Here is a 21,486-nt window from a genome sequence, read left to right as displayed (position 1 = left end):
CCATGCCTCCCAGGCGTTACGAACCGGCGCTCGACGTCGCGTCGCTGGCGGCGATCGACATGCATGTGCACGTCGAGATCGACGGCCACGGACACCTCTCGCTGCCGCAGGAGCTGATGGACGCGTCGAGCGCGTACTTCAAGGCGGAGGAGCGGACGCCGTCGCTGGATGCGATTGCCGAAACGTACCGGGAACTGAAGATGGCGGCGGTGGTGTTCACCGTGGATGCCCGGACCCGCCTGAAGCACGAGCCGAACAGCATCGAGGACATCGCCGAGGGCGCCGCCCGCAACAACGACGTGCTGATCCCGTTCGGCTCCGTCGACCCGCTGACGGGTCCGGAGGCCATTGACCGGGCCAAGTCCCTGGCCGAGGACTACGGGGTGCGGGGCTTCAAGTTCCACCCCAGCCTGCAGGGCTTCAATCCGTCCCACGAGCGGTTCTACCCCCTGTGGGAAGCCTTGCAGTCGCTGGGCCTGCCGGCGGTGTTCCATACCGGCCAGAACGGCATGGGGGCCGGCACCCCCGGCGGCTCCGGGATCAAAATCGGCTACTCGAACCCGCTGCTGCTGGACGAGATCGCCGCCGACTTCCCGGAATTCCAGATCATCATGGCGCACCCCTCGGTGCCCTGGCAGGACGAGGCCAACTCGATTGCCACGCACAAGTCGAACGTGTTCATCGACCTGTCCGGCTGGTCGCCAAGGTACTTCCCGGAATCCCTGGTGAAACTTTCCAACTCCGTCCTGCAGGACAAGGTGCTGTTCGGCACCGATTACCCGCTGATCACCCCGCAGAAGTGGCTGGGCGCCTTCGCGGACCTGGCGATGAAGGACGAGGTCCGGCCGAAAATCCTCAAGGACAACGCGGTGCGCCTGCTCGGGCTGGGCGGCGGGCAGGCATGAGCACGGTGGCCCAAGAGAAGGCCGGCACCGCGGCCGGACCCTTCTATCCTTCCGACCAGTACGGCTACGCCGCGCTGCTGACCGACGCCGAACGGACCGTGCTCGGCCGGCTGCGCGGCGTGCTCGAGGAGCAGGTTCAGCCGCTGCTGGCGGACTACTGGGAACAGGGTGAGTTTCCGTATCAGATTGCCCAGCCTCTGTATGACCTGAACCTGATGGCGCCGGCCGAACTGACCGACGGCGGCGCGAAGCCCTCCGGACTCTACGAGGGCTTCCGCAACTTCGAGCTCGCCCGGACCGACGCCTCCGTCGCCACCTTCTACAACGCCCAGTCAGGACTGTTCCGCACGGCCGTGACTCTGGGTGGCAGCGCCGGGCAGGCTGCAGAGCTGGACCCGAAGATCCGCAGCTTCGAGTTGAAGGGCGTCTTTGCGCTGACCGAACCGGAACACGGATCGGACATCGCCGGTGGGCTCGAGACCAGCGCCCGCCGCGAGGGAGGCGAATGGGTGATCGACGGCGCCAAGCGCTGGATCGGCGGGGCGGCCGCTGCGGACGTGCTCGCCGTCTTCGCCCGCGACCAGGCGGACGGACAGGTCAAGTGCTTCCTCGTCCCGACCGATGCCCCCGGGGTCGGCATCGCCAAGATCCTGCGCAAGACCTCGCTGCGCATGATGCAGAACGCCGACATCACCCTGGCCGGAGTCCGCGTACCGGACACCGCCCGCCTGGAGAACGTCAATTCGTTCGCTGATGTGGCCTCGCTGCTGCGCAACATGCGCTCCGATGTCGCCTGGATCGCCGCCGGCATCCAGGCCGGCGCCTACGAGGCCGCGCTGCGCTATGTCAAGGAGCGCCGGCAGTTCGGCAAGCCGCTGGCCGGATTCCAGTTGGTCCAGGAGAAACTGGCCACCATGCTCGGCAACCTCACGGCCTCGCTCGGCATGGCGGTACGGCTGACCCAGCAGCAGGAGGACGGCATCTACAAGGACGAGAACTCGGCTTTGGCCAAGATGTTCTGCAGCGCCCGCATGCGCGAGACCGTTGCCCTGGCCCGGGAAGTGGTGGGCGGCAACGGCATCACCCTGGACACCGACGTCGCGCGGTTCCATGCCGACGCCGAGGCCGTCTATTCCTATGAAGGCACCCACGAGATCAACGCCCTGATAGTCGGCCGGGCAATCACCGGCACCGGCGCATTCCGCTAGAACCGTCCGTATTCCCAAGGAGCACTCCATGAGCAACACCGTCGTCAGCCTCGAAGAACTGCCCAACCTGGTCGGCAAGGACCTGGGCTACACCGACTACCGTGAAATCACGCAGGACCAGGTCAACACCTTTGCCGATGCCACCGATGACCACCAGTGGATCCACACCGACCCGGAAAAGGCCAAGGAAGGGCCGTTCGGCGCGCCGATCGCCCACGGCTTCCTGACCCTGTCGCTGGTCATTCCGCTGTGGAGCGAACTGTTCGACGTCGAAGGCGTCACGACCAAGGTCAACTACGGCCTGGACCGCGTGCGGTTCACCAGCCCGGTGAAGGTCGGCTCCAAGGTCCGCCTGCATTCGGTGATTTCCGAGGTCACCGAGGTGAAGGGCGGCGTCCAGATCAAGACCAACAACACCATCGAGATCGAAGGCGAGGAGCGCCCCGCGGTCATCGCGGAGTTCTTGGCCCGCTTCTACGCCTGACGCCGGCCGCTCCCGGTTCGGAAGCAAGGTCGGTGCAGAAATCTGCCCTAACTGTTGATTTTTTCAACTATTGTATCTACATTGTATTTAGGTGTGGTGCCGATCACAGTCAGTCTCCCGACGGCGGGGGCGGCGGCGCCAAGGACCGCGAGGAGCATTTCATGAAGAAGCACTTGGCGAAGTTACTGGCCGGTGGCGCGATTGCCGCGATGGCATTGACCGGCTGCGGCTCCGGTTCCCCCTCCGGGTCGAACGAAGCGCCGGCGGAACAGTCCGGCCCGGCCGGCTCCGGGCTCACCAAGCTCACTGTGGGCGTGCTGCCGATCGCCCCGTCGGGAGCCATGCAGTACGGCATCGATGAGGGCATCTTCGAGAAGCACGGTCTGGAGTTGGAGTTGCAGACCGGGCAGGGCGGCGCTGCCATGCTGCCCGCCGTTTCCACCGGCACCCTGAACTTCGCCGTCGGCAATCCGCTGTCGGTGATGACGGCGGTGGACAAGGGCCTGGATATGAATATCGTCACGGGCTACAGCAACTCCAAGGCGGAGGGTGAGGACATCAACGCCGTGATCGTCAAGGCTGATTCCGGGATCGAGGACTTCGCGGACCTGGAGGGCAAGACCACCGCCGTCAACACGCTCAAGACCCAGGGCGACCTCACCATCATGGAATCGGCGGCGATCGACGGGGGTGACCCCTCCAAGCTGAAGTTCAGCGAAATGCCGTTCCCGGACATGGAAGCCCAGCTGGAGCGCGGCAACGTTGATGCCATCTGGGTGCCTGAACCCTTCCAGTCGAAGGCGTTGGCCAATAAGGACTACAAGCTGCTGGGCCATCCGAACCAGAAGGCCTTGCCGGGCCTGCCCACCATGGTGACCTTCACCAGCGGCAGCTACGCCGACCAGAACGCGGAGATCGTGGCCGACTTCAAGGCAGCCGTTTCGGAAACCCTGACGGCCGCGGAAGCGGATCCGGCCGGCGTCCGCGCCGTCCTGCCGGACTTCATGGGCATGCCCGAAGAAGTGGCGAAGGGCCTGAAAATGGAAACGTTCGACGCCGAGCTTCCGGTGGATGTTCTCAGCGACATGGGCGAGCTGATGGTCAAGTACGAGTACGTGGACAAGGCCCCCGACGTGCCGGCCATGGCCGTCCAGTAGCCTTCCCTCTTGGCCTCTGGCGGCGGGGCGGTTCCCGGGATGCGGGAGCCGCCCCGCATCGTTGACGGCCTCCACTATGTCCGTAGATACTGTGACCTAAGGCACACTCTTGCTGCATGGGGCGGTGAGTGGGAGAGGGACCCGTGAAAAGAATTGGAACGGCGGTTGCGCTGGCGGCCGTGCTGGCGGTAACGGGCTGCGGTGGGGGCAGCCCGTCCGGTGGCGGTGATGCGGCGCAAACCGGCGGCACCGAAGCCGCCGGCGGAATGACTCCCATCAAGGTTGGGGTCATCCCGATCGTTGACGTGGCTCCCATCTACCTGGGCGACCAGGAGGGATTCTTCGAAGAAGAGGGGCTGGATCTCGAGCTCGTCCCGGCACAGGGCGGCGCGGCCATCATCCCGGCCATCACCAGCGGTCAGATGGATTTCGGCTTCAGCAATGTCACGTCGCTGGTGATTGCCCGCTCCAAGGGGCTGAACATGCAGATGGTGGCCAACGGCGCTTCAACCACCGGCAACCAGGATGAGGATTTCGCGGCCGTCATGGTCAAGCCGGACAGCGGGATCAAGGAGATTGCGGACCTGACCGGCAAGCGCATCGGCGTGAATACCCTGAACAACATCAGCGACTCAACGATCCGTGAGGCGGTGGAGCAGGCCGGCGCGGACTCATCCGACCTGAATTTCGTCGAGATGCCCTTCCCGGACATGCCCGCGGCGCTGGCCAACGGCAATGTCGACGCGATCGCCGCCGTTGAGCCGTTCGTGACCATCGTCGAAGGCGACGGCGCGGTGCCGGTGTTCTCCAACTATGCCTATCCGGTGGAGAACCTCACCGTGGCGACCTACTTCACCTCGGACGACATTGCCGGGGAGAAGCCGGATGTCACCCAGGCCTTTGTCCGGGCCATGAAGAAGTCCTTGGCGTTCGCCGACGAGAATCCGGACCGGGTGCGCGAGATCCTGCCCGAGTACACGCAGCTTGACCCCGCGGTCATCGAGGAGCTGACCCTGCCGAAATTCCCGCAGGAGGTCAACGCCGAGTCCATCCAGGAGATCGCCGACATCTCCCTGAAGAACGGCCTGATCGAGGAGATCCCGGACATGGAGGCGCTCCTGCCGCAGCAATAAGGCTGGCAGGGTGCGTTGGCCGGCCACGTGTTCCTGACGCTCCGGCTGTGCCTGATGGCGCCGCCCGGGCGGGTGATGGCCAGAAACACCCCTCCGCGCTTGCGGAGGGGTGTTTTCCCGTTCCTGATGACGCATGTGGCCAGGCGGTGGAGCGGTGGAGGCCCGCGGTACGACTGCAACGTCAACTATTGACTTTCTCAACTAAAACGCCCTAGGTTGGAGATGTCCACTGTGATCTGGTTCACCGCGGAGCCGTGAGCGCCCCGCCCGCCCGGGCTGGGGTCGGGCCCGCTCGCGGGGCTGTCGAAACCCGCTCGCCGGGTACGTCGGAAGGTATGTCACGATGCAGAATCAAGGTCTCGGGGCCTGGATCCACAAGCGACGCATGAAGTCCGCCGCGAAAACCGCCATTATCAGCAGCGCGGGTGAACTAAGCTACGGGGAGTTCGCCGGGCGGGTGGACCGGCTGGCCAACGCCCTGGCGGACCGCGGGATCGGCCGCGGAGACCGGGTGGCCTACCTGGGGGAGAACCACCCGGCGTTTTTGGAAACCTTTTTTGCGTGCGGGACCCTGGGCGCCATCTTCGTCCCGCTGAACACCCGGCTGGCCCCGCCCGAGGTCCAGTTCGCCCTGCAGGACTCCGGCAGCCGCATCCTGGTCCACGCCCGCAGCCTGGAGTCGCTGGCAGCCCGGGGCAGTGCCCTGCTGGGGCTACACCAGCGGATCGTGGTGGAAGATACCCCGGCGGGAACCGGTGCCGAGGCAGCTGAGCCGGGCACCGCCGTCGAACTTTTGGAGGGAATCATTGCCTCCGGCAGCACAGGACGCCGCGACGAAGCAGTGTCGCTGGATGACCCGGCCATGATCCTCTACACGTCCGGCACCACGGGCCGGCCCAAGGGCGCGCTGCTCACGCACGGCAACATGACCTGGAACAGCATAAATGTGCTCGTGGACTTCGATATGGCCAGCACCGACGTCGCCCTAATGATCGCCCCGATGTTCCACGTGGCATCCCTGGGCATGGGTGTGCTGCCGGCCCTGCTCAAGGGCGCCACCGTGGTACTGGAGCCCAAGTTCGATCCGGGGCGGACCCTGATGCTGATCGAGAAGTACAGGGCCACCAGCATCAGCGGCGTGCCGACCACCTACCAGCTGCTGTGCGAGCACCCGGACTGGGACAAGACGGACATCAGCTCCCTGAACAAGCTGACCTGCGGCGGATCGGCCGTGCCCATGCGGGTGCTGGAGGCCTACGAGGCCCGCGGACTGTCCTTCACCAACGGCTACGGGATGACCGAAACGGCGCCTGGAGCCACCACGCTGGCGGCGGAGAAGTCCCGTCCGAAGGCCGGATCCGCCGGGCTCCCGCACTTCTTCACGGACATCCGGATCGCCGATCCGATGGGCGAGGCCCTGCCCCCGCGGGAGGTCGGCGAAATCCAGATTTCGGGTCCGAACGTCATCCGCGAGTACTGGAACCGGCCCGATGCCACGGCCGAGAGCTATGCCGACGGCGTATGGTTCAAGTCCGGCGACATGGGCTACGTGGACGACGAAGGTTTCCTCTTTATCTCCGACCGGCTTAAGGACATGATCATTTCCGGCGGCGAGAACATCTACCCGGCCGAGGTGGAGCAGGTCATCCTGGAGCTGGAGGCGGTCAGCAGTGCCGCAGTTATCGGCGTCCCGGACGAGAAGTGGGGCGAGGTGCCGCGCGCGGTGGTCACGGTCCGCGAGGGCTTCTCGGTGTCCGCCGAGGACATCCAGCAGCACCTGGACGGGCGGTTGGCCCGCTACAAGATCCCCAAGTCCGTGGTGTTCGTGGCGGACCTGCCGCGGACGGCCAGCGGAAAGATCCGCAAGGCCGACCTGCGGAAGGAATACTCGAACTAGACGGGGCTGCCTCCGGGCCCGGGCTACTTGCGGGCGCGGGGCTATTTGCGGGCGCCGGCGGGTTGCGGCGCCTGCGGCTGCTGGCTGCCCGGCTGGTCGGAAAGCCGGTCGATGAGCGCGAGGCCGCGGCGGGCCCAGGTAATTTCCTGTTCCGCGCGGGCCACCAGCCCTTCATAGGTAAAGCGCTTGAAGGCCTTCACCCGCGTCCGTTCGCTCGCCGGGGTGCCGGCCAGCCGGCGATTGAGCATCTCGCTGCTGTCGTCGTCGATCTCGCGGATCCGCTGCTCCCACTGCTGCCGGAGCGCGGTGTGGTGCTCAATGTGCGCGCGCATCTGTTCGCGCGCAGCGTCCGGTTCGGCCCACTCCAGGTAGGCCGCCTTCAGGTGGGCGGGATCCCGCACGCGGGTGTAGTCGAGCGTGGTGTTCATCCACTCCCGGAAGGCCTGCAGCCCGGCGGCGGTGATGTGGTAGCGGCGCTTCTTCCCGCGCTGGCCCCAGATGACCTCCTCCCCGTCGAGAAGCCCTTCCTGCTCCATCCGCCGCAGCTCCGGATAGATCTGGGAGTCGGGGGCGTGCCACACATTCCCGACGGACGACTCGAATTCCTTGTAGAGGTCGTAACCGGTCATGGGTTCGACGCTGAGCAGCGCCAGTAAGGCGTAGCGGAGACTCACTGATTCAACTTCCTTTTCAGTGTTGTGTTGCCAATCACTATATCCATCGATAGTCGGATGGCCACGCAAAAACTGATGTCGATCGCCAGATCGTGGTCCCGAGGCTGTCGTTTTCGAGGATGTGCCCGCCCCGGCCCCGTGTGCCCGCCAGGCTCCGCACCCGCCTGGCTCCGCGCCCGCCCGACCCTAGGGTCGGCCGCGCTAGGTGCGCGCCGGCCCGGCCGGTTCGAGGGTCCGGTCCAGCGGGTGCTCGAGCTCGTCCTTCAGCATTCCGCCGAAAACGAGCGCCAGCACAGCCAGGAGCGGCAGGGCGAGCCCGATCAGCAGGAAGATCAGCCAAATGGGCACGACTTCGCCCAACGGCCCGGCGAGCGCCATGGACACCGGCATCAACGCCAGCGAGACGAAGAAGTCCAGGCTGGAGATCCGGCCGAGCAGGTGCGGCGGCACCCGGCGCTGCAGTAGCGTGCCCCAGATGACCTGGCCCGCGCTGCCCGTCGCGCCGACCACGAACAGGGCCGCGGCCATCATCCAGAAGCTGCCGGTGAAGCCGATGACGGCGATGGGCAGGGCGCCGGCACCCCAGAACAGCAGCATCACCGTCAGGTAGCGCCGAGGCAGCCGCAGCGAGGCGGTGACCATGGCCCCGGTGGCACCGCCGATGCCGAAGATGCCCAGCAGGAAACCGAACGTGCGCGAGTCCCCGCCCAGCTGGTCTGCAACCGCAAACGGCAGCAGTACCTCGATGGGGCCAATGAAGATAAGCACGCTCACGACGGCCCACAGCAGCGTCCAGAGCAGCCAGGGAGTCTTCAGCGTGTAGGCCACGCCCTCGCGCAGATCCGCCAGCACGGAGCCGCGCTTGCCCGCGGGCTCGTCTGCAGCGGCGACCGACGCCGTGGTCCCTGCATCCGGAACCAGCTCCTGGCCCAAAAAGTTCAGGATGATCAGCGCGGACAGGTGGCACAGCGTAATCCACCCGATGGCCGCGCCGGGGGAGAAGGAGGCGACGATCATGCCCGCTGCTGCCGGTCCGGCGGCCTGCTGCAGCAGCGGCCGCATGGTGCCTTCCATGCCGTTGGCCGCCAGCAGGTCCTCGGCCGGCAGGATCCTCGGCAGGATGGCGGAGTAGGCGGGAAAGAAGAACGCGGCACCGACGCCCAGCAGGAAAGCGGCAGCGGCCAGGTGCCACAGCTGCAGCAGCCCGGTCATGGCCAGCAGGGCCACCGCGCCGATGGCCACCAGGTTGGCCGCTTCCACGCTGATGATCAGGCGGCGGCGCGGAAGCCGGTCCGCAGCGATGCCGCCGAGCAGCACGAACGCCAACAAACCGACGCTGGCGCAGGTGGCGACGAGCGAGAGTTGAATGGGCCCGCCGCCCAGGGCGATGACCTGATACACCATGGCAACGGCCCACATGCCGGTGCCGAAGACCGAGATGGCCAGGGCCGAAATGAGGATCCGGTAGTTGCGATGGGCGAAGGGCCGCAGCGCGCGGGGCGTGGACATGGTTGTTCCTGGGATTAGAAGGAAAGGCTCACATAGTATCCACCCAGTGATTGAGAAATGCAAATCACTTACCACCCCCTATATCGGTAGTGGCTTTCCGGCTAGACTCGCTGCAGGTCGGTCAAGGGTGACCGGCACCACACGTGGAAGGAATTCCGACTATGGCCGACCCCAAACACGCGCCGTCGCAGGCGGCCCGGACATTGCTCGACGACTTCTCGCTCGAGATGACCGGCAAGGATGTTCCTGCGCTGGATGATGCCGCCGGCACGATTCCGGCGGGAACGCGGATCAACGTCACCTTCCTAGGGAACGAGGACCTGCCCACACGGGTTGCGGCGGCCGCCGCCGTCAAGCGGCACGGCTTCTTGCCGGTACCCCATGTCTCTGCCCGCCGGTTGGCGTCGCGGGCCGAGTTGGAAGACTTCCTGCAGGCGCTGTCCGCCGATGCGGCACCGGAGGACGTCTTCGTGGTCGGCGGGGACCCGGCCGAGCCGATGGGGCCTTATCCGGACTCGCTCGAGGTCATCCGCAGCGGGCTCCTGACCCGGTACGGAATCCGCCGCGTGGGCATCAGCGGCTACCCGGAGGGGCACCCGGACATTTCCGGCGAGGTGTTGTGGAAGGCGCTGGAAGACAAGCATGCCGAACTGCAGCGGCAAGACCTCGAAACGGTCATCATCACACAGTTCGGCTTCGACACCGATCCCGTCTTCGACTGGCTGGCCGAGGCCCGCCGCCGCGGGATCCACGCGCCGGTGCGCATCGGCATCCCGGGGCCGGCCGGGGTCAAGAGGCTGCTGAACTATGCCAAGCGGTTCGGAGTGGCCTCGTCCGCCGGGATCGTGCACAAGTACGGCTTTTCCCTGACCAACCTGCTGGGGACCGCCGGGCCGGACAAGTTCCTGGAGGAATTCGCCGGCCGTTACGACCACTCGGTGCACGGCACGGTGAAGCTTCACTTCTACACGTTCGGCGGGATGAAGGCCACGGCCGACTGGGTCAAAGACTTCCGCGCCGGACGGTAGCGGCGCGCGAACGGAAGCTCATCGGGGACGGTCACTCCGCGCCGCGGCGACGGTAGCGGGCTTCCTAGGAGTGCGCTGTCCACGTTCAGACGGAATTGTCCATCTTTTGGTGCGCCATGGCGCACTGACAAGGGACGATGCTTAAGCAGGTTTTAATACTTGGACAGCGCCGCTCCTGAGCGGCGCTCGCCGGAGTTAGGCCGGATGGGCCACCCCGTGGCCCGCCCAGGCCGGCTGATCGAGCTCCTGAGGGCGTGGTGCGCAGTTCCCGGCCCTGTTGCGCGCCGCCGCTCTGTGATTAGGTGAAGGCAGGGCGCACCAGCGCTTGAGGGAAGGAGATTCATGAGCGAGGAAATCAACAACCCGGACCGCTACGACCGTACGGAGCGCGAAGAGAACCAGGGCGGCGCAACCTCCCGGGACGAGGAATTGCTCCCGCCGGGTGAGTTGCCTGCGGATGCCAAGAAGGGCCTGGCCAACGTCTACGGCGATGCCGACCGGACAGCTATTGACGACCCAGTCAGCGCGCCCGGCCCCGAAGACGCCGCGGCGATCAAGCACATGGAGCAGAATTTCCGCGTCGGCGAGACCGAATCGGGCGAGCGGTACGTGGAAGAGACCGGCAGCCAGGAAAACAGCAGCTGACGGCGGCCCCGCCTAAGCGGCGCACGGAAAACGGCAAAACGGCGGGGAAGGTGCCCTTGGCACTTTCCCCGCCGTTCGCCGTCGCGCCCTAACGCAGCCTGGCTCAGGCCTTCCGGCCGGAGCGCCAGCCGCCCGGGTAGTCCTGGCGGACTGCCTGTGAGTACGGCACCGGGCTGACGATGGCCCGCACGTTCAGCTGCCGGTGCGGCTCCACAGTGGTCTTGCGGGTACCGCCGTCGGGCTCGCCCCAGAGCACCGTGACCTCGGTGCCCTCCGGCACGTCGGCGTCCACCGTGGCCAGGGACAGCCCCCGGTTCTCGTTGGCGGAGTAGCCGGTGAACATGGACAGGCCGATCGTCTCGCCGGCGGCATCGAGCACCGCGTCGTAATTGGACGAACCGTAGTTGGCCAGCGGCAGGTCAAAGTACTTGTACGGCGTGCCCTCGGTGTCGAAGAGCGAGGCGAAGATCTTCGCCATGTCCTCGGCATTCCACTCGAGCGTGACCTTCTTGCGCTGGGCGGCCGGGTCGATCTTCTCCAACGCCTCGCGGCCGATGAAGTCGTGGTCGAACTTCACCATGTGGCCGTACCCAAGCTCCCACGGGTTGAGGTAGTAGTCCTCGACCTTGTCCGAAACGAAGCTGCCGGCGACCGCGTTGACCGCCTCGTAACTGTCGGCGCCGAGCCATTCGCGGTAGGGGCGCAGCTCCTCGCCGGTGTAGATGGCGGGCAGCGGGGAGGGGATCCAGCCCGATTCCAGGGTGTTGGACGGGTAGGCGCGGGAACCCACGGCCAGCAGGCCGAACTCCTGGCCGGCCTCCAGGATGGTGTCGCGGACCTGGTCGTACGTCTCGTACGGTCCCCAAATCTCCAACCCCGGTGCGCCGGCCATGCCGTGGCGCAGGGTCTGGACCTGCCGGCCGGCGACCTGCATCTGGTCCATGTTGAAGAACTTCAGCTGTTCAACCTGGCCGCCGTTGACCTTTTCGATGATCTTCCAGGCGTTCGGGCCCTGGATCTGGAAGCGCCAGTACTTGCGCTTCACTGGCTGTCCCATGGGCCGCGACGGGGAGCGCCGGTCCACTTCGATGTCCACGTCGTAGCCGCCGGTCTCACCGTGATAGATCAGCCAGTTGGCGGCGGGGGAGCGGCCCACGTAGACGTACTGGTCCTCGGTTTCGTGGAACAGGATGCCGTCGCCGATGACGTGCCCGGCCGGCGTGGTGGGCACGTACTGCTTGGCCTTGTTCACGGGAAAGTTGGCCACCGAGTTGATGGCGGTGTCCGAAATCAGCTTCAGGGCGTCCTTGCCCCTGATGAACAGGTTGTCCATGTGGTGCGACTGGTCGAACAGGACCGCGGACTCGCGCCAGGCGCGCTGCTCGCTGCGCCAGTTGGTGAATTCCGGGGCGACGACGGGGTAAATGTAGGCGCCGATCTGCGAGTTGCGCAGCATCTCGACGGTGTTGCCGGACTGGTCCAAAACTTCCTGAAGATTCTTGGCGCTCATGGGTTCTTGTCCTCCTCGATGGCGGGCCGGAGTGTGACGCATTGCACATTTCCAAGATACTCCGACTCTATACCTATGGAGATAGTTATGTCGACGGTTTGAGGCGGGGATTTTTGGTGGAGGCTGGACGGCCGGTGAGCGCCCGGGGCAAACCCATCGGCAGCCGGCTGACTTGTCCGAGGCACCGGTACTCGGTGTCGCCCGGGAGGAAGAACAGCGGGGGAACCGGCGGGCCGCTGAAGGCCGGGGGAGGAGTTCATCTGCCGTGGGTTACAGTGGCTCGGGCCAAGGTGTAGCCTCTATCTGGCCTCAATCCACCCTTTCGCCGAAAGTTGCGTCACATCCCGATGCTGCTCCGCCTCATCCGCCATTACGGCCGCCCCTACCTTCCCTACGTGTTCGCCGTGGTGGTGCTGCAGTTGATTGCGACCATCGCCGCGCTGTACCTGCCCAGCTTGAACGCCCAGATTATTGATGAGGGCGTGGCCCGGGGCGACACCGACTACATCTGGAACACCGGCGGCCTCATGCTGGTGGTCAGTTTCATCCAGGTGGCCGCCGCGATCGCCGGGGTTTATTTCGGCTCGAAGGCAGCGATGGCCATGGGCCGCGATCTCCGCCGCGGCATTTTCCACAAGGTCACCGGGTTCTCCGCCCGGGAGGTAGGACGATTCGGCGCGCCCAGCCTCATCACCCGCGGCACCAACGACGTGCAGCAGGTGCAGATGCTCGTGCTGATGGGCCTGAACTTCATGGTGATGGCACCCATCATGTGCGTCGGCGGCATCATCATGGCGCTGCGCGAGGACCTCCAACTGTCGTGGTTGGTGTGGGCATCGGTGCCGCTGCTGTTCGTCGTCGTCGGCCTGCTGGTCTGGAAGCTGATGCCGCTCTTCCGCATGATGCAAACGAAGATCGACAACATCAACGGCGTGCTCCGCGAGCAGATCACAGGCATCCGCGTGGTCCGGGCGTTCGTCCGCGAGCCCTACGAGGCCAAGCGCTTCGAGAAGGCCAACCGCGAACTGACCGATGTCTCGGTCTCGGTCGGCAACCTGTTCGTGCTGATGTTCCCCTCGATCGGCATGATCCTTCACCTGGCCACGGCGGCCGTGCTGTGGTTCGGCGGCCTCCGCGTGGACGCGGGCGAGATGCAGGTCGGTGCCCTAACGGCCTTCCTGCAGTATCTGCTGCAGATCCTCATGGCGGTGATGATGGGCACGTTCATGGCGATGATGATCCCGCGGGCATCAGTCTGTGCCGAACGCATCGGCGAGGTGCTCGACGTCGAGCCCTCCGTGCACGAACCGGCCGAGCCGCAGAAGGCCCGGGAACCGGCCGGCGTCGTCGAGTTCCGCGACGTCACCTACTCCTATCCCGGCGCCGAGGAACCGGTGCTGCGCAACGTCAGTTTCACGGCCCGGCCGGGGCAGACGACCGCGATCATCGGCAGCACCGGCGCGGGCAAGACCACGCTGATCAGCATGCTCCCGCGGCTGTTCGACGCCGACAGCGGCGAGGTGCTCATCGACGGCGTTCCGGTCACCCGGATGGAGCGCACCGACATCACGGACCGCGTGGCGCTGGTGCCGCAGCGGCCGTACCTGTTCTCCGGCACGGTGGCACACAACCTGCGGTTCGGCGATCCGCACGCCACGGATGGAGAACTTTGGGAGGCGCTGCGCGTGGCCCAGGGCGAGGACTTCGTCCGCGCCAAGGACAAGGGGCTGCAGTCGGCGCTCTCGCAGGGCGGCACCAACGTTTCGGGCGGCCAGCGCCAGCGGCTGTGCATCGCCCGCGCCCTGGTGGCCAAGCCCAAGGTCTACCTGTTCGACGACTCGTTCTCCGCGCTGGACGTGGCAACCGACGCCAGGCTGCGGGCTGCCCTGAAGGGGACCACCGGCGACGCGACGGTCATCATCGTCGCCCAGCGTGTCGCCACCATCATCGACGCGGACCAGATCCTGGTGATGGAGCACGGACAGATCGTGGCCCGCGGCACCCACGGGCAGCTGCTGGAGAGCTCGGAAACCTACCAGGAAATTGTTCAATCCCAGACTGCGGTGGAGGAAGCGGCATGACGCCGGACAAGGAAGCCCCGGCCGAAGTCGCCACCGGGCCGGACCCCGTGACGGCCCCAACGCCGGGAGCCGCCGCCGAAGCCGAGGCCGAGGTGCTGGAAGAACAGTTCCAGCCGGGCGAGGCGGACCAGGATTTCATGACCGGGACGCCGGTCCGCAAGGCCCAGCACTTCTGGCCGTCCGCCAAGCGCCTGTTCGGGCTGCTGAAGCCGGAGAAGGCCGGGATCATCCTGGTGCTGGCCATGGTGCTGGTGGCAGTCGTGCTTAACGTGATTGCGCCCAAGGTGCTGGGCAACGCGATGGACGTCATCTTCAGCGGCGCCATCGGCGCGAACCTGCCCGCCGGCGCCAGCCAGGAAGAAGTCATCGCCGGGCTCCGCGCCCAGGGACAGGACCAGTTTGCCGACATGCTCAGCGGCATGGAACTGGTTCCCGGCGTCGGCATCGACTTCCAGCTGCTGGGCAACCTGATCCTGCTGGTGCTGGGGATGTACGTGGTCGCGTCGCTGTTCATGTGGCTGCAGGGTTGGCTGCTGAACCAAATCGTCATGCGGGTGGTCTTCGGGCTGCGCCGCGACGTGGAAGCCAAGCTGAACCGGCTGCCGCTGAACTACTTCGACACCCGCCAGCGCGGCGACATGCTCTCCCGGGTGACCAACGACGTCGACAACATCCAGCAGGCGCTGCAGCAGGCGTTCGCGCAGCTGATCATGTCCGCGCTGAGCCTGCTCGGCATCACCATCATGATGTTCATCGTCTCCTGGCAGCTGGCCCTGATCGCCCTGATTGCCCTGCCGCTTTCCGCCGTCGCTGCCGGCCTCATCGGCACGCGCAGCCAGAAGCTGTTCACCGCGCAATGGAAGAACACCGGAGCGCTCAACGGGCACATCGAGGAATCGTTCAGCGGCCACGATCTGGTCCGCGCCTTCGGCCGCGAGCAGCAGTCGGTGGAACAGTTCGACGAAAAGAACGAGGAACTCTACAAGGCCTCGTTCGGCGCGCAGTTCGTCTCCGGCATGATCATGCCGGTCATGCAGTTCATCTCCTACCTGAGCTACGTCGGGATCGCCGTGGTGGGCGGCCTGCGCGTGGCCTCCGGCTCCATGACCCTGGGCGATGCCACCGCGTTCATCCAGTACTCGCGTGAATTCAACCAGCCGCTGGGCCAGATGGCGGGCATGGCCAACATGCTGCAGTCCGGCGTCGCCTCGGCCGAGCGCGTCTTCGAACTGCTCGACGCCGACGAGCAGGCCCCCGATACCGCCACCGAATCGCTGCCCGCCCAAACCGAAGGGCAGGTCCGGTTCCACAACGTCAGCTTCAGCTACAGCCCCGACAAGCCGCTGATCGAGGATCTCTCCTTCGCCGCGCGGCCGGGCGAGACGGTGGCGATCGTGGGGCCGACGGGCGCTGGCAAGACCACCCTGGTGAACCTGGTGATGCGCTTCTACGAACTGGATGCCGGCCGCATCACCCTCGACGGGGTGGACATCACCGCCCTCAGCCGGGCCGAGCTGCGGTCCAAGGTGGGCATGGTGCTGCAGGACGCCTGGTTGTTCGGCGGCTCCATCTACGAGAACATCCGCTACGGCAACCTGGACGCTACCGAGGAAGAAGTGATGGCGGCCGCCAAGGCCACCTACGTGGACCGCTTCGTGCGGGCGCTTCCGGACGGCTACGACACGGTGATCGACGAAGAGGGCAACAACGTCTCCGCCGGTGAGAAGCAGCTGATCACCATCGCGCGCGCGTTTCTGGCCAACCCGTCGCTGCTGATCCTGGATGAGGCCACCAGCTCGGTGGACACCCGCACGGAATTGCTCGTCCAGCACGCCATGGCCGCGCTGCGCACGGACCGCACCAGCTTTGTCATTGCGCACCGGCTCTCCACCATCCGGGACGCCGACGTGATCCTGGTGATGGAGGACGGCAGGATCGTGGAGCAGGGCAACCACACGGCGCTGCTCGCGGCCGAAGGCCCGTACTACCGGCTGTACATGTCGCAGTTCGCGGCGGCCGCGGATCCGGTGTCCTGATCTCCTGAACCGCAGGACGACGACGGCGGCGCCCGCTTCGGGCGGATCTCACCGCGCGGGCGCGCCGACAGGCCCCGCGCGCAGGCACCGCCGTCGGGCTCTTAGCGCGTGGCGCTTTCGGTGATCTGCTCCGCGGCGCGGCGCAGCAGGGGGAGGTGGCCGGCGATGGCCGCCTCCAGGGTGTCCGGGGTGGCCAGCATGTTGACGCCGACGGCGGCGAGCACCGTGCCGCCGCCGTCCCTCACGGGCACGGACAGAGTGCGGTGGCCCTGCTGCAGTTCGCTGTCGTTGACCGCGTAGCCCTGCCGCCGGACCTGCTCGATCTCCTGGCGGAAACGCCAAGTGCTGTCGATGGTCTGCTCGGTCAGCCTGCTAAGGCCTCCGTCGACGGCGGACTGCAGGTCGTCCTCGGACAGCCCGGCCACCAGCACCTTGCCCATCGACGAGGCGTGCGCCGGAATCCTGGCGCCGACCGTCAGCCCGGCGCGGATCATCCCCGGCACGCGGGTGGCCGCGATGCAGATGACGTCGCCGCCGGCCAGCACCCCCGCAGTGCACGGTTCGTTGAATTCCCCGGTCAGCCACTGGACGGCCCCGCGGGAGGCCCGGACGAGCGGAGAGCCCGCGACGTAGCCGTGGCCTAACTCCAGAGCCTGATGGGCCAGCGAGAACAGGTCGTCCCGGCAGCGCAGATAGCCCAGGCTGACCAGCGTCCGGAGCACCCGCGCCGTAGCGGCACGGTTCAGGCCGGCCCGGGCGGCAATCTCGGCCGCCCGCATCTGCGGTTGCCCGTCATCGAAGACGCTCAACACCGACAGGCCGCGCGCCAGGGTGCGCGCGGACGGTTCGGTCGTGGCCCTGGTCGCGGGCGCGTCGGAGGTGATGCTCATCACCGTCGAGGATACCCGGCGAACCGGAAATCGTGACGGCGGTTACACCGTGCGTAGCGCTACTCGATGGTGCCGGACTGGTCCTCGAGGACGCCGCGGACGGAGGACTCGGGAACCCACATCACGTCCCCGTGCTCGGCGTTGGCCACCCGGGCCATCACGAAGAGCAGCCCGGAGAGCCGGTTGAGGTAGCGGCCGGTCTCGGAATTCACCACGTCGCCGTACTCATCCAGTGCCGCCCAGACCACGCGTTCGGCGCGGCGCACCGCCGTGCGGGCTTGATACAGCAGCGCAGCGGAGAGGGTTCCGCCCGGCAGCAGCATGCCGCTGAGGTCCTTGGCTTCCTGCCTGAAGTGGTCGATGGCGCGTTCCAGCCGCTCCACATGCTCGGGGATGATGCGGGCGTCCGCCGCCTGATTGCCGCGATACGGCACCAGCAGGTCGGCCATCAGGTCGAACAAGTCGTTCTGGACGCTGACCAGCATGGCGCTGACCTCCGGGGACACACCCCCGCTCGCCATGGCCACGGCCACCGCGGCGTTGGCGGCATCCACTTCGGCATGCGCGACCACCCTCGGGTCGTTCTTGGACACCTCGCCGTGGCTGCCGAAGGCGGTGTACCCGGTGTCGCCATAGTGATCCATCCGGGTCTGATCATCGCTTTGAAAGTCGCCATCTCCACTCATGCCTGCCATCATACTGACGGGACGTTTGACATCGAAGAGCCGCAGGAAGCCCGGAGCGCCGCACGCGCACAGCCGGTGACAACAGTGAGGATCAGTGATGAGCAGCGAATTTACCGGCCCCTTGCCGACGGTCTCCCGGGATGCGGGTGATGACGGGCAGCGGGGCTGGAATACCGTCGACAAGACGGTTTTCTTCGTTTCAGGCAGCATTATTGTTGCCATCTGCCTGCTGGGCGTTTTCTTTACCCAGCAGGTGACCGAAGTAACCGGATCAATTCTCGGCTGGGTGACCAACTCCTTCGGCTGGTTGTTCATCCTCGGTGCTACCGGCTTCGTGGTCTTTTCGCTGGTGCTGGCCTTTGGCCGGTATGGCAACATTCCGCTCGCGCAGGAGGGTGAGACCACCGAGTTCTCCACGTTGTCGTGGATTGCCATGATGTTCAGCGCCGGCATGGGCATCGGCCTGATGTTCTTCGGCGTCTACGAACCGGTCACCCATCTGGCCTCGCCGCCGCCCTTCGTGGGCGCCGCTCCGGGATCCCCCGAGGCCGCGAACAGCGCGATGGCCTACACGCTCTTCCACTGGGGTCTGCACCCGTGGGCCATCTACTCGGTGGTTGGCCTGGCCCTGGCCTATTCGACGTACCGGATGGGCCGCGGCAACCTGATGAGTTCGCCCTTCCAGGCGATCTTCGGCAAGGAGCGGATCGAGGAAAAGGGCTGGGGCAAGCCGATCGACATCCTGGCGATCATCTGTACGAAATTCGGCTCAGCGACCTCGCTGGGCCTGGGGGCGCTGCAGATTGCCGCCGGATTGGCGCTGCTGCGGACCGGCCGGTTCGAGGAGAACCCCGGCGTCGTGGCTCCGATCCTGATCATCTGCGTGCTGACCGTGGGCGTGGTGATTTCGGCGGCCAGCGGCGTTGCCCGCGGCATCAAGTGGCTGAGCAACACGAACATGGTGCTGGCCGCGGTGCTGCTGGTGTTCGTCTTCGTGGTGGGTCCCACCGTCTTCATCCTGGATCTGGTCCCCGCCGCGATCGGCGACTACCTGGCCAACATCGTCCCCATGAGCTTCCACTCGGCCGTCTTCGGCGGCACCGAGTGGCTGGCCAACTGGACCATCTTCTACTGGGCGTGGTGGATCTCCTGGACCCCCTTCGTGGGCACGTTCATCGCCAAGATCTCCCGCGGACGGACCATCAAGGAGTTCGTCCTGGGCGTGCTGCTGGTCCCCACCGCCGTGAGCGTGGTCTGGTTCTCGGTGTTCGGCGGTGCGGGCATCCACCTGCAGCTGGGCGGTGAAGATATTGCCGGGACCGGAGACGAGGCGGCCGGTTTCTTCGCAACCCTGCAGAACTATCCGTTCTTTTTCGGCGCGGCCATCGTGGTGATGGTGCTGACGGCGGTGTTTTTCGTCAGCGGCGCCGACGCCGGCGCCGTCGTGCTGGGAACGCTTTCCTCCCGCGGCCGAAAGGAGCCGTGGAAGCCGCTGGTCATCCTCTGGGGCGTTCTCACCGGTACCGTCGCGGCCGTGCTTCTGTTCGTCGGCGGGCTCGACGCGCTGCAGACGTTCACCATCCTGGCGTCAACGCCCTTCGTGCTGATCATGGTGGGACTCTGCCTCTCGCTGTACGTGGACTTGCGCCGGGATCCGCTGCGGCAGCGGCGCATGGGCCCGGTGCGCGGAGCCGTCAGCGTCCCCAGCAACGTGCCGTTCGCGGTGCCGGTGACGTCCGAGACGCCGGTCGTGCAGCCGGGCCAGGCCGGGCGCATCAACGGCTCCGGCGGCCCCGCGCATCCCGCGGGGGGGCTGCCGGAGGACCTCGGGGACGGCAAAAAACACGGACACCACGCGTAGCCGGGACTGGCTGGAGGGTGGCGGGACCGGCGTGGCGACGCCGGTCCCGCCCGCCCGGCAAGTTACCTCCGGGTAACATGGCGGCATGCACCTGATCTTCCGCACCCTCCTGCTGCTGCTGACGGCCCGCCGCCGTCCTGCCCTGGACATCTGGGATTCATCCACGCTGTCCCTGCGCGTGCTGCCCACCGACATCGACATCGCCATGCACGTCAACAACGGGATGTATTTCTCGCTGATGGACCTAGGCCGCTTCGAGCTGATGGTGCGCGCCGGCGTGTGGGACACCTTTCGCCGCAAGGGCTGGTCGCCGGTGGTCGGCGCGGAGACCATTGCCTTCCGTAAATCGCTCACACTCGGCCAGCAATACAGCATCGAAACCCGCATCATCGGGTTTGACGACCGCGCCATCTTCTTCGAGCAGCGCATGGTGGCCGACGGCGAAATCCATGCCCGGGCCTACATCGCCACCCGGCTGGTTTCCAAGCAGGGACCGGTCTCCAATGAGGAGATCTTCGCGGCCGTCGGCAAGCGGCCCCCGGCGGACCTGGTTTTGCCCGAATGGCTGCACGAGTGGCGGGAGAACAACGCCCTGCCCAGCACCCGCCGGCCCGCCCCGCACCGCTGGGTGCGCTGACTCTGGTCGGCCGCAGCCCGTTCCCCTAGGCTATGGGAAAGGAGGTGAGCGGTCATGATCGCAGCACCCGGAGACCGCATCGTCATCAGGGGCAGGACGGTGGAATCGGCTGACCGGCACGGCGAAGTCATCGAGGTCAGGGGCGACGGCGGTGCCCCGCCCTACTTCGTGAGGTTCGACGACGGCCATGAGAGTGTCGTCTTCCCGGGCACGGACTGCAGCATCGAGCACGCTGCCGGCTAAGAAGCCCACTGCGGACGAAGCCCGATGCCGGGTCAGACGTCCGCTGCAGGCGAGGCCCGATGCCGGCTAAAAGGCCAGCCGCCGGGCGCGCAGGACGCTGTCCGTGATCGTGGCGGTCTGCCCGTCCGGGCCCGTGACCTCGCGGGGGACGGAGTCGAGCGTGTCGAGGGCCCAGCCCGGGGAACCTAGTCCCAGTGCCTCGGCCAGCTCCCCGGCGGTGGGCAGCGGTTCCTCGGGTTCCGGATGTCCCGACCAGGGCGGAAACGATTCGTGGCCGACAACCAGCAGCGTGCCGCCGGGTGCTACCGCGCGGGCCGCCGTGGTGAGAATGGCGTTCCGCGGCAGCTCGACCGGCGAGTGCAGGAATTGGGCGCAGACCAGATCGTAGCTCTCCTGGGGTTCCCAGCGGGCCAGGTCCTGTCGGAGCCACCGGATGCGGTCCGCAACGCCGGCTTGGTCGGCGTGTTTGGCCGCCCGTTGCAGCGCGAGCCCGGACATGTCGAGGCCGGTGACCGTCCACCCCTTGCCGGCGAGCCAGATGGCGTCTGCGCCCTCGCCGCAACCCAGTTCCAGGGCGGTGCCGGGCCGCAGGCCGGAGACCTCGCGGACCAGCATGGCGTTCGGCCGGCCGCTCCACACCTGGTCCCGTTGGCTGTAAAAGGACTCCCAGAACTGGTCGGGCTCTTCCCGGCGGTCGTGATGATGCTCCATGCCTGCAGACTCTACGCCCGCGTGGTGACGACGGCGACGGCCCGCGGCAGCCAACCCCCACGGCCCGGCAGCCAACCCCCACGGCCCGGCAGCCAGCCCCCACGGGCCGGGAGGGAAGAAATAAGACGGGCACCGCCGTCGTTGTTCAGGATGTGTGCCCGCGGCAACCACCGCGGGCGTCCCGCGACGAA

Annotated in this window: 19 protein-coding genes; 13 read left to right on the top strand and 6 right to left on the bottom strand. The window is 66.6% G+C overall.

The genetic code is table 11. The features are described from left to right. Window positions 1-2 precede the first annotated feature (2 nt). The 6 genes from AC5RVZ_RS07475 to AC5RVZ_RS07450 all read left to right on the top strand — a co-directional run bounded on the left by AC5RVZ_RS07475 (window position 3) and on the right by AC5RVZ_RS07450 (window position 6,784). Window positions 3-905, top strand: a complete 903-nt coding sequence (locus AC5RVZ_RS07475; RefSeq protein ID WP_494065141.1) for an amidohydrolase family protein — start codon at window positions 3-5, stop codon at window positions 903-905. Continuing rightward, window positions 902-2,113: an acyl-CoA dehydrogenase family protein gene (locus tag AC5RVZ_RS07470; protein ID WP_494065140.1), complete on the top strand. Its 1,212-nt coding sequence runs from the start codon at window positions 902-904 to the stop codon at window positions 2,111-2,113. Before AC5RVZ_RS07475 ends, AC5RVZ_RS07470 begins: the two co-directional genes overlap by 4 nt. Before the next feature lie 28 nt (window positions 2,114-2,141). Further along, window positions 2,142-2,597, top strand: a complete 456-nt coding sequence (locus AC5RVZ_RS07465; protein ID WP_494065139.1) for a MaoC family dehydratase — start codon at window positions 2,142-2,144, stop codon at window positions 2,595-2,597. Between the two features lie 32 nt (window positions 2,598-2,629). Continuing rightward, on the top strand, window positions 2,630-3,754 hold the full coding sequence (locus AC5RVZ_RS07460) for an ABC transporter substrate-binding protein (protein WP_494065138.1): 1,125 nt from the start codon (window positions 2,630-2,632) through the stop codon (window positions 3,752-3,754). 266 nt (window positions 3,755-4,020) lie between these two features. Further along, on the top strand, window positions 4,021-4,887 hold the full coding sequence (locus AC5RVZ_RS07455) for an ABC transporter substrate-binding protein (protein ID WP_494065137.1): 867 nt from the start codon (window positions 4,021-4,023) through the stop codon (window positions 4,885-4,887). Between the two features lie 343 nt (window positions 4,888-5,230). Continuing rightward, entirely contained in the window at window positions 5,231-6,784 is a 1,554-nt protein-coding gene (locus tag AC5RVZ_RS07450; protein ID WP_494065136.1) for an acyl-CoA synthetase, read from the top strand. Between the two features lie 41 nt (window positions 6,785-6,825). On the opposite strand, the gene AC5RVZ_RS07445 is transcribed toward AC5RVZ_RS07450, so the two are convergent. Continuing rightward, entirely contained in the window at window positions 6,826-7,458 is a 633-nt protein-coding gene (locus AC5RVZ_RS07445; RefSeq protein ID WP_494065135.1) for a PadR family transcriptional regulator, read from the bottom strand. Window positions 7,459-7,659: 201 nt separating this feature from the next. Beyond that, the gene (locus AC5RVZ_RS07440) at window positions 7,660-8,967 is read right to left on the bottom strand and encodes an MFS transporter (protein WP_494065134.1); all 1,308 of its coding nucleotides are present in this window, start codon (window positions 8,965-8,967) and stop codon (window positions 7,660-7,662) included. A 161-nt stretch (window positions 8,968-9,128) separates the two neighbouring features. On the opposite strand from AC5RVZ_RS07440, the gene AC5RVZ_RS07435 reads away from it, so the two are divergent. Together AC5RVZ_RS07435 and AC5RVZ_RS07430 are read left to right on the top strand one after the other, a co-directional pair. After that, entirely contained in the window at window positions 9,129-9,995 is an 867-nt protein-coding gene (locus tag AC5RVZ_RS07435) for a methylenetetrahydrofolate reductase (RefSeq protein ID WP_494065133.1), read from the top strand. 342 nt (window positions 9,996-10,337) lie between these two features. Then, the gene (locus AC5RVZ_RS07430) at window positions 10,338-10,640 is read left to right on the top strand and encodes a hypothetical protein (RefSeq protein ID WP_494065132.1); all 303 of its coding nucleotides are present in this window, start codon (window positions 10,338-10,340) and stop codon (window positions 10,638-10,640) included. Between the two features lie 103 nt (window positions 10,641-10,743). Here AC5RVZ_RS07430 and ligM read toward each other — a convergent pair whose 3' ends face one another. Beyond that, window positions 10,744-12,150, bottom strand: coding sequence for a vanillate/3-O-methylgallate O-demethylase (ligM, locus tag AC5RVZ_RS07425; protein WP_494065131.1), 1,407 nt, complete (start codon window positions 12,148-12,150; stop codon window positions 10,744-10,746). A gap of 347 nt (window positions 12,151-12,497) precedes the next feature. On the opposite strand from ligM, the gene AC5RVZ_RS07420 reads away from it, so the two are divergent. Together AC5RVZ_RS07420 and AC5RVZ_RS07415 are read left to right on the top strand one after the other, a co-directional pair. Further along, a complete protein-coding gene (locus AC5RVZ_RS07420) occupies window positions 12,498-14,231 on the top strand; it encodes an ABC transporter ATP-binding protein (RefSeq protein WP_494065130.1) in 1,734 nt (577 codons plus the stop codon). Continuing rightward, window positions 14,228-16,267, top strand: coding sequence for an ABC transporter ATP-binding protein (locus AC5RVZ_RS07415; protein ID WP_494065129.1), 2,040 nt, complete (start codon window positions 14,228-14,230; stop codon window positions 16,265-16,267). The genes AC5RVZ_RS07420 and AC5RVZ_RS07415 overlap by 4 nt, the downstream gene beginning before the upstream one ends. Before the next feature lie 101 nt (window positions 16,268-16,368). Here AC5RVZ_RS07415 and AC5RVZ_RS07410 read toward each other — a convergent pair whose 3' ends face one another. Both AC5RVZ_RS07410 and AC5RVZ_RS07405 read right to left on the bottom strand, forming a co-directional pair. Continuing rightward, a complete protein-coding gene (locus AC5RVZ_RS07410) occupies window positions 16,369-17,157 on the bottom strand; it encodes an IclR family transcriptional regulator (protein WP_494065128.1) in 789 nt (262 codons plus the stop codon). Between the two features lie 59 nt (window positions 17,158-17,216). Continuing rightward, window positions 17,217-17,843 (bottom strand): cob(I)yrinic acid a,c-diamide adenosyltransferase, encoded by a 627-nt coding sequence (locus AC5RVZ_RS07405; protein ID WP_494065127.1) that lies wholly within the window; start codon window positions 17,841-17,843, stop codon window positions 17,217-17,219. A gap of 97 nt (window positions 17,844-17,940) precedes the next feature. Between AC5RVZ_RS07405 and AC5RVZ_RS07400 the strand changes: the two genes are divergently transcribed. The 3 genes from AC5RVZ_RS07400 to AC5RVZ_RS07390 all read left to right on the top strand — a co-directional run bounded on the left by AC5RVZ_RS07400 (window position 17,941) and on the right by AC5RVZ_RS07390 (window position 20,584). Next, window positions 17,941-19,704, top strand: coding sequence for a BCCT family transporter (locus AC5RVZ_RS07400; RefSeq protein ID WP_494065126.1), 1,764 nt, complete (start codon window positions 17,941-17,943; stop codon window positions 19,702-19,704). Between the two features lie 85 nt (window positions 19,705-19,789). After that, entirely contained in the window at window positions 19,790-20,341 is a 552-nt protein-coding gene (locus AC5RVZ_RS07395; protein ID WP_494065125.1) for an acyl-CoA thioesterase, read from the top strand. 54 nt (window positions 20,342-20,395) lie between these two features. Continuing rightward, window positions 20,396-20,584: a DUF1918 domain-containing protein gene (locus AC5RVZ_RS07390; protein ID WP_494065124.1), complete on the top strand. Its 189-nt coding sequence runs from the start codon at window positions 20,396-20,398 to the stop codon at window positions 20,582-20,584. A 66-nt stretch (window positions 20,585-20,650) separates the two neighbouring features. Here the strand turns inward: AC5RVZ_RS07390 and AC5RVZ_RS07385 are convergent, their stop codons facing one another. Further along, on the bottom strand, window positions 20,651-21,295 hold the full coding sequence (locus AC5RVZ_RS07385) for an SAM-dependent methyltransferase (protein ID WP_494065123.1): 645 nt from the start codon (window positions 21,293-21,295) through the stop codon (window positions 20,651-20,653). Between the last annotated feature and the right edge of the window lie 191 nt (window positions 21,296-21,486).

The sequence above is a fragment of the Arthrobacter sp. Cza30 genome, from assembly GCF_059090765.1.
The sequence above is the reverse complement of the archived record's forward strand: the minus strand, read 5'-3'. Positions and strand labels throughout refer to the sequence as shown.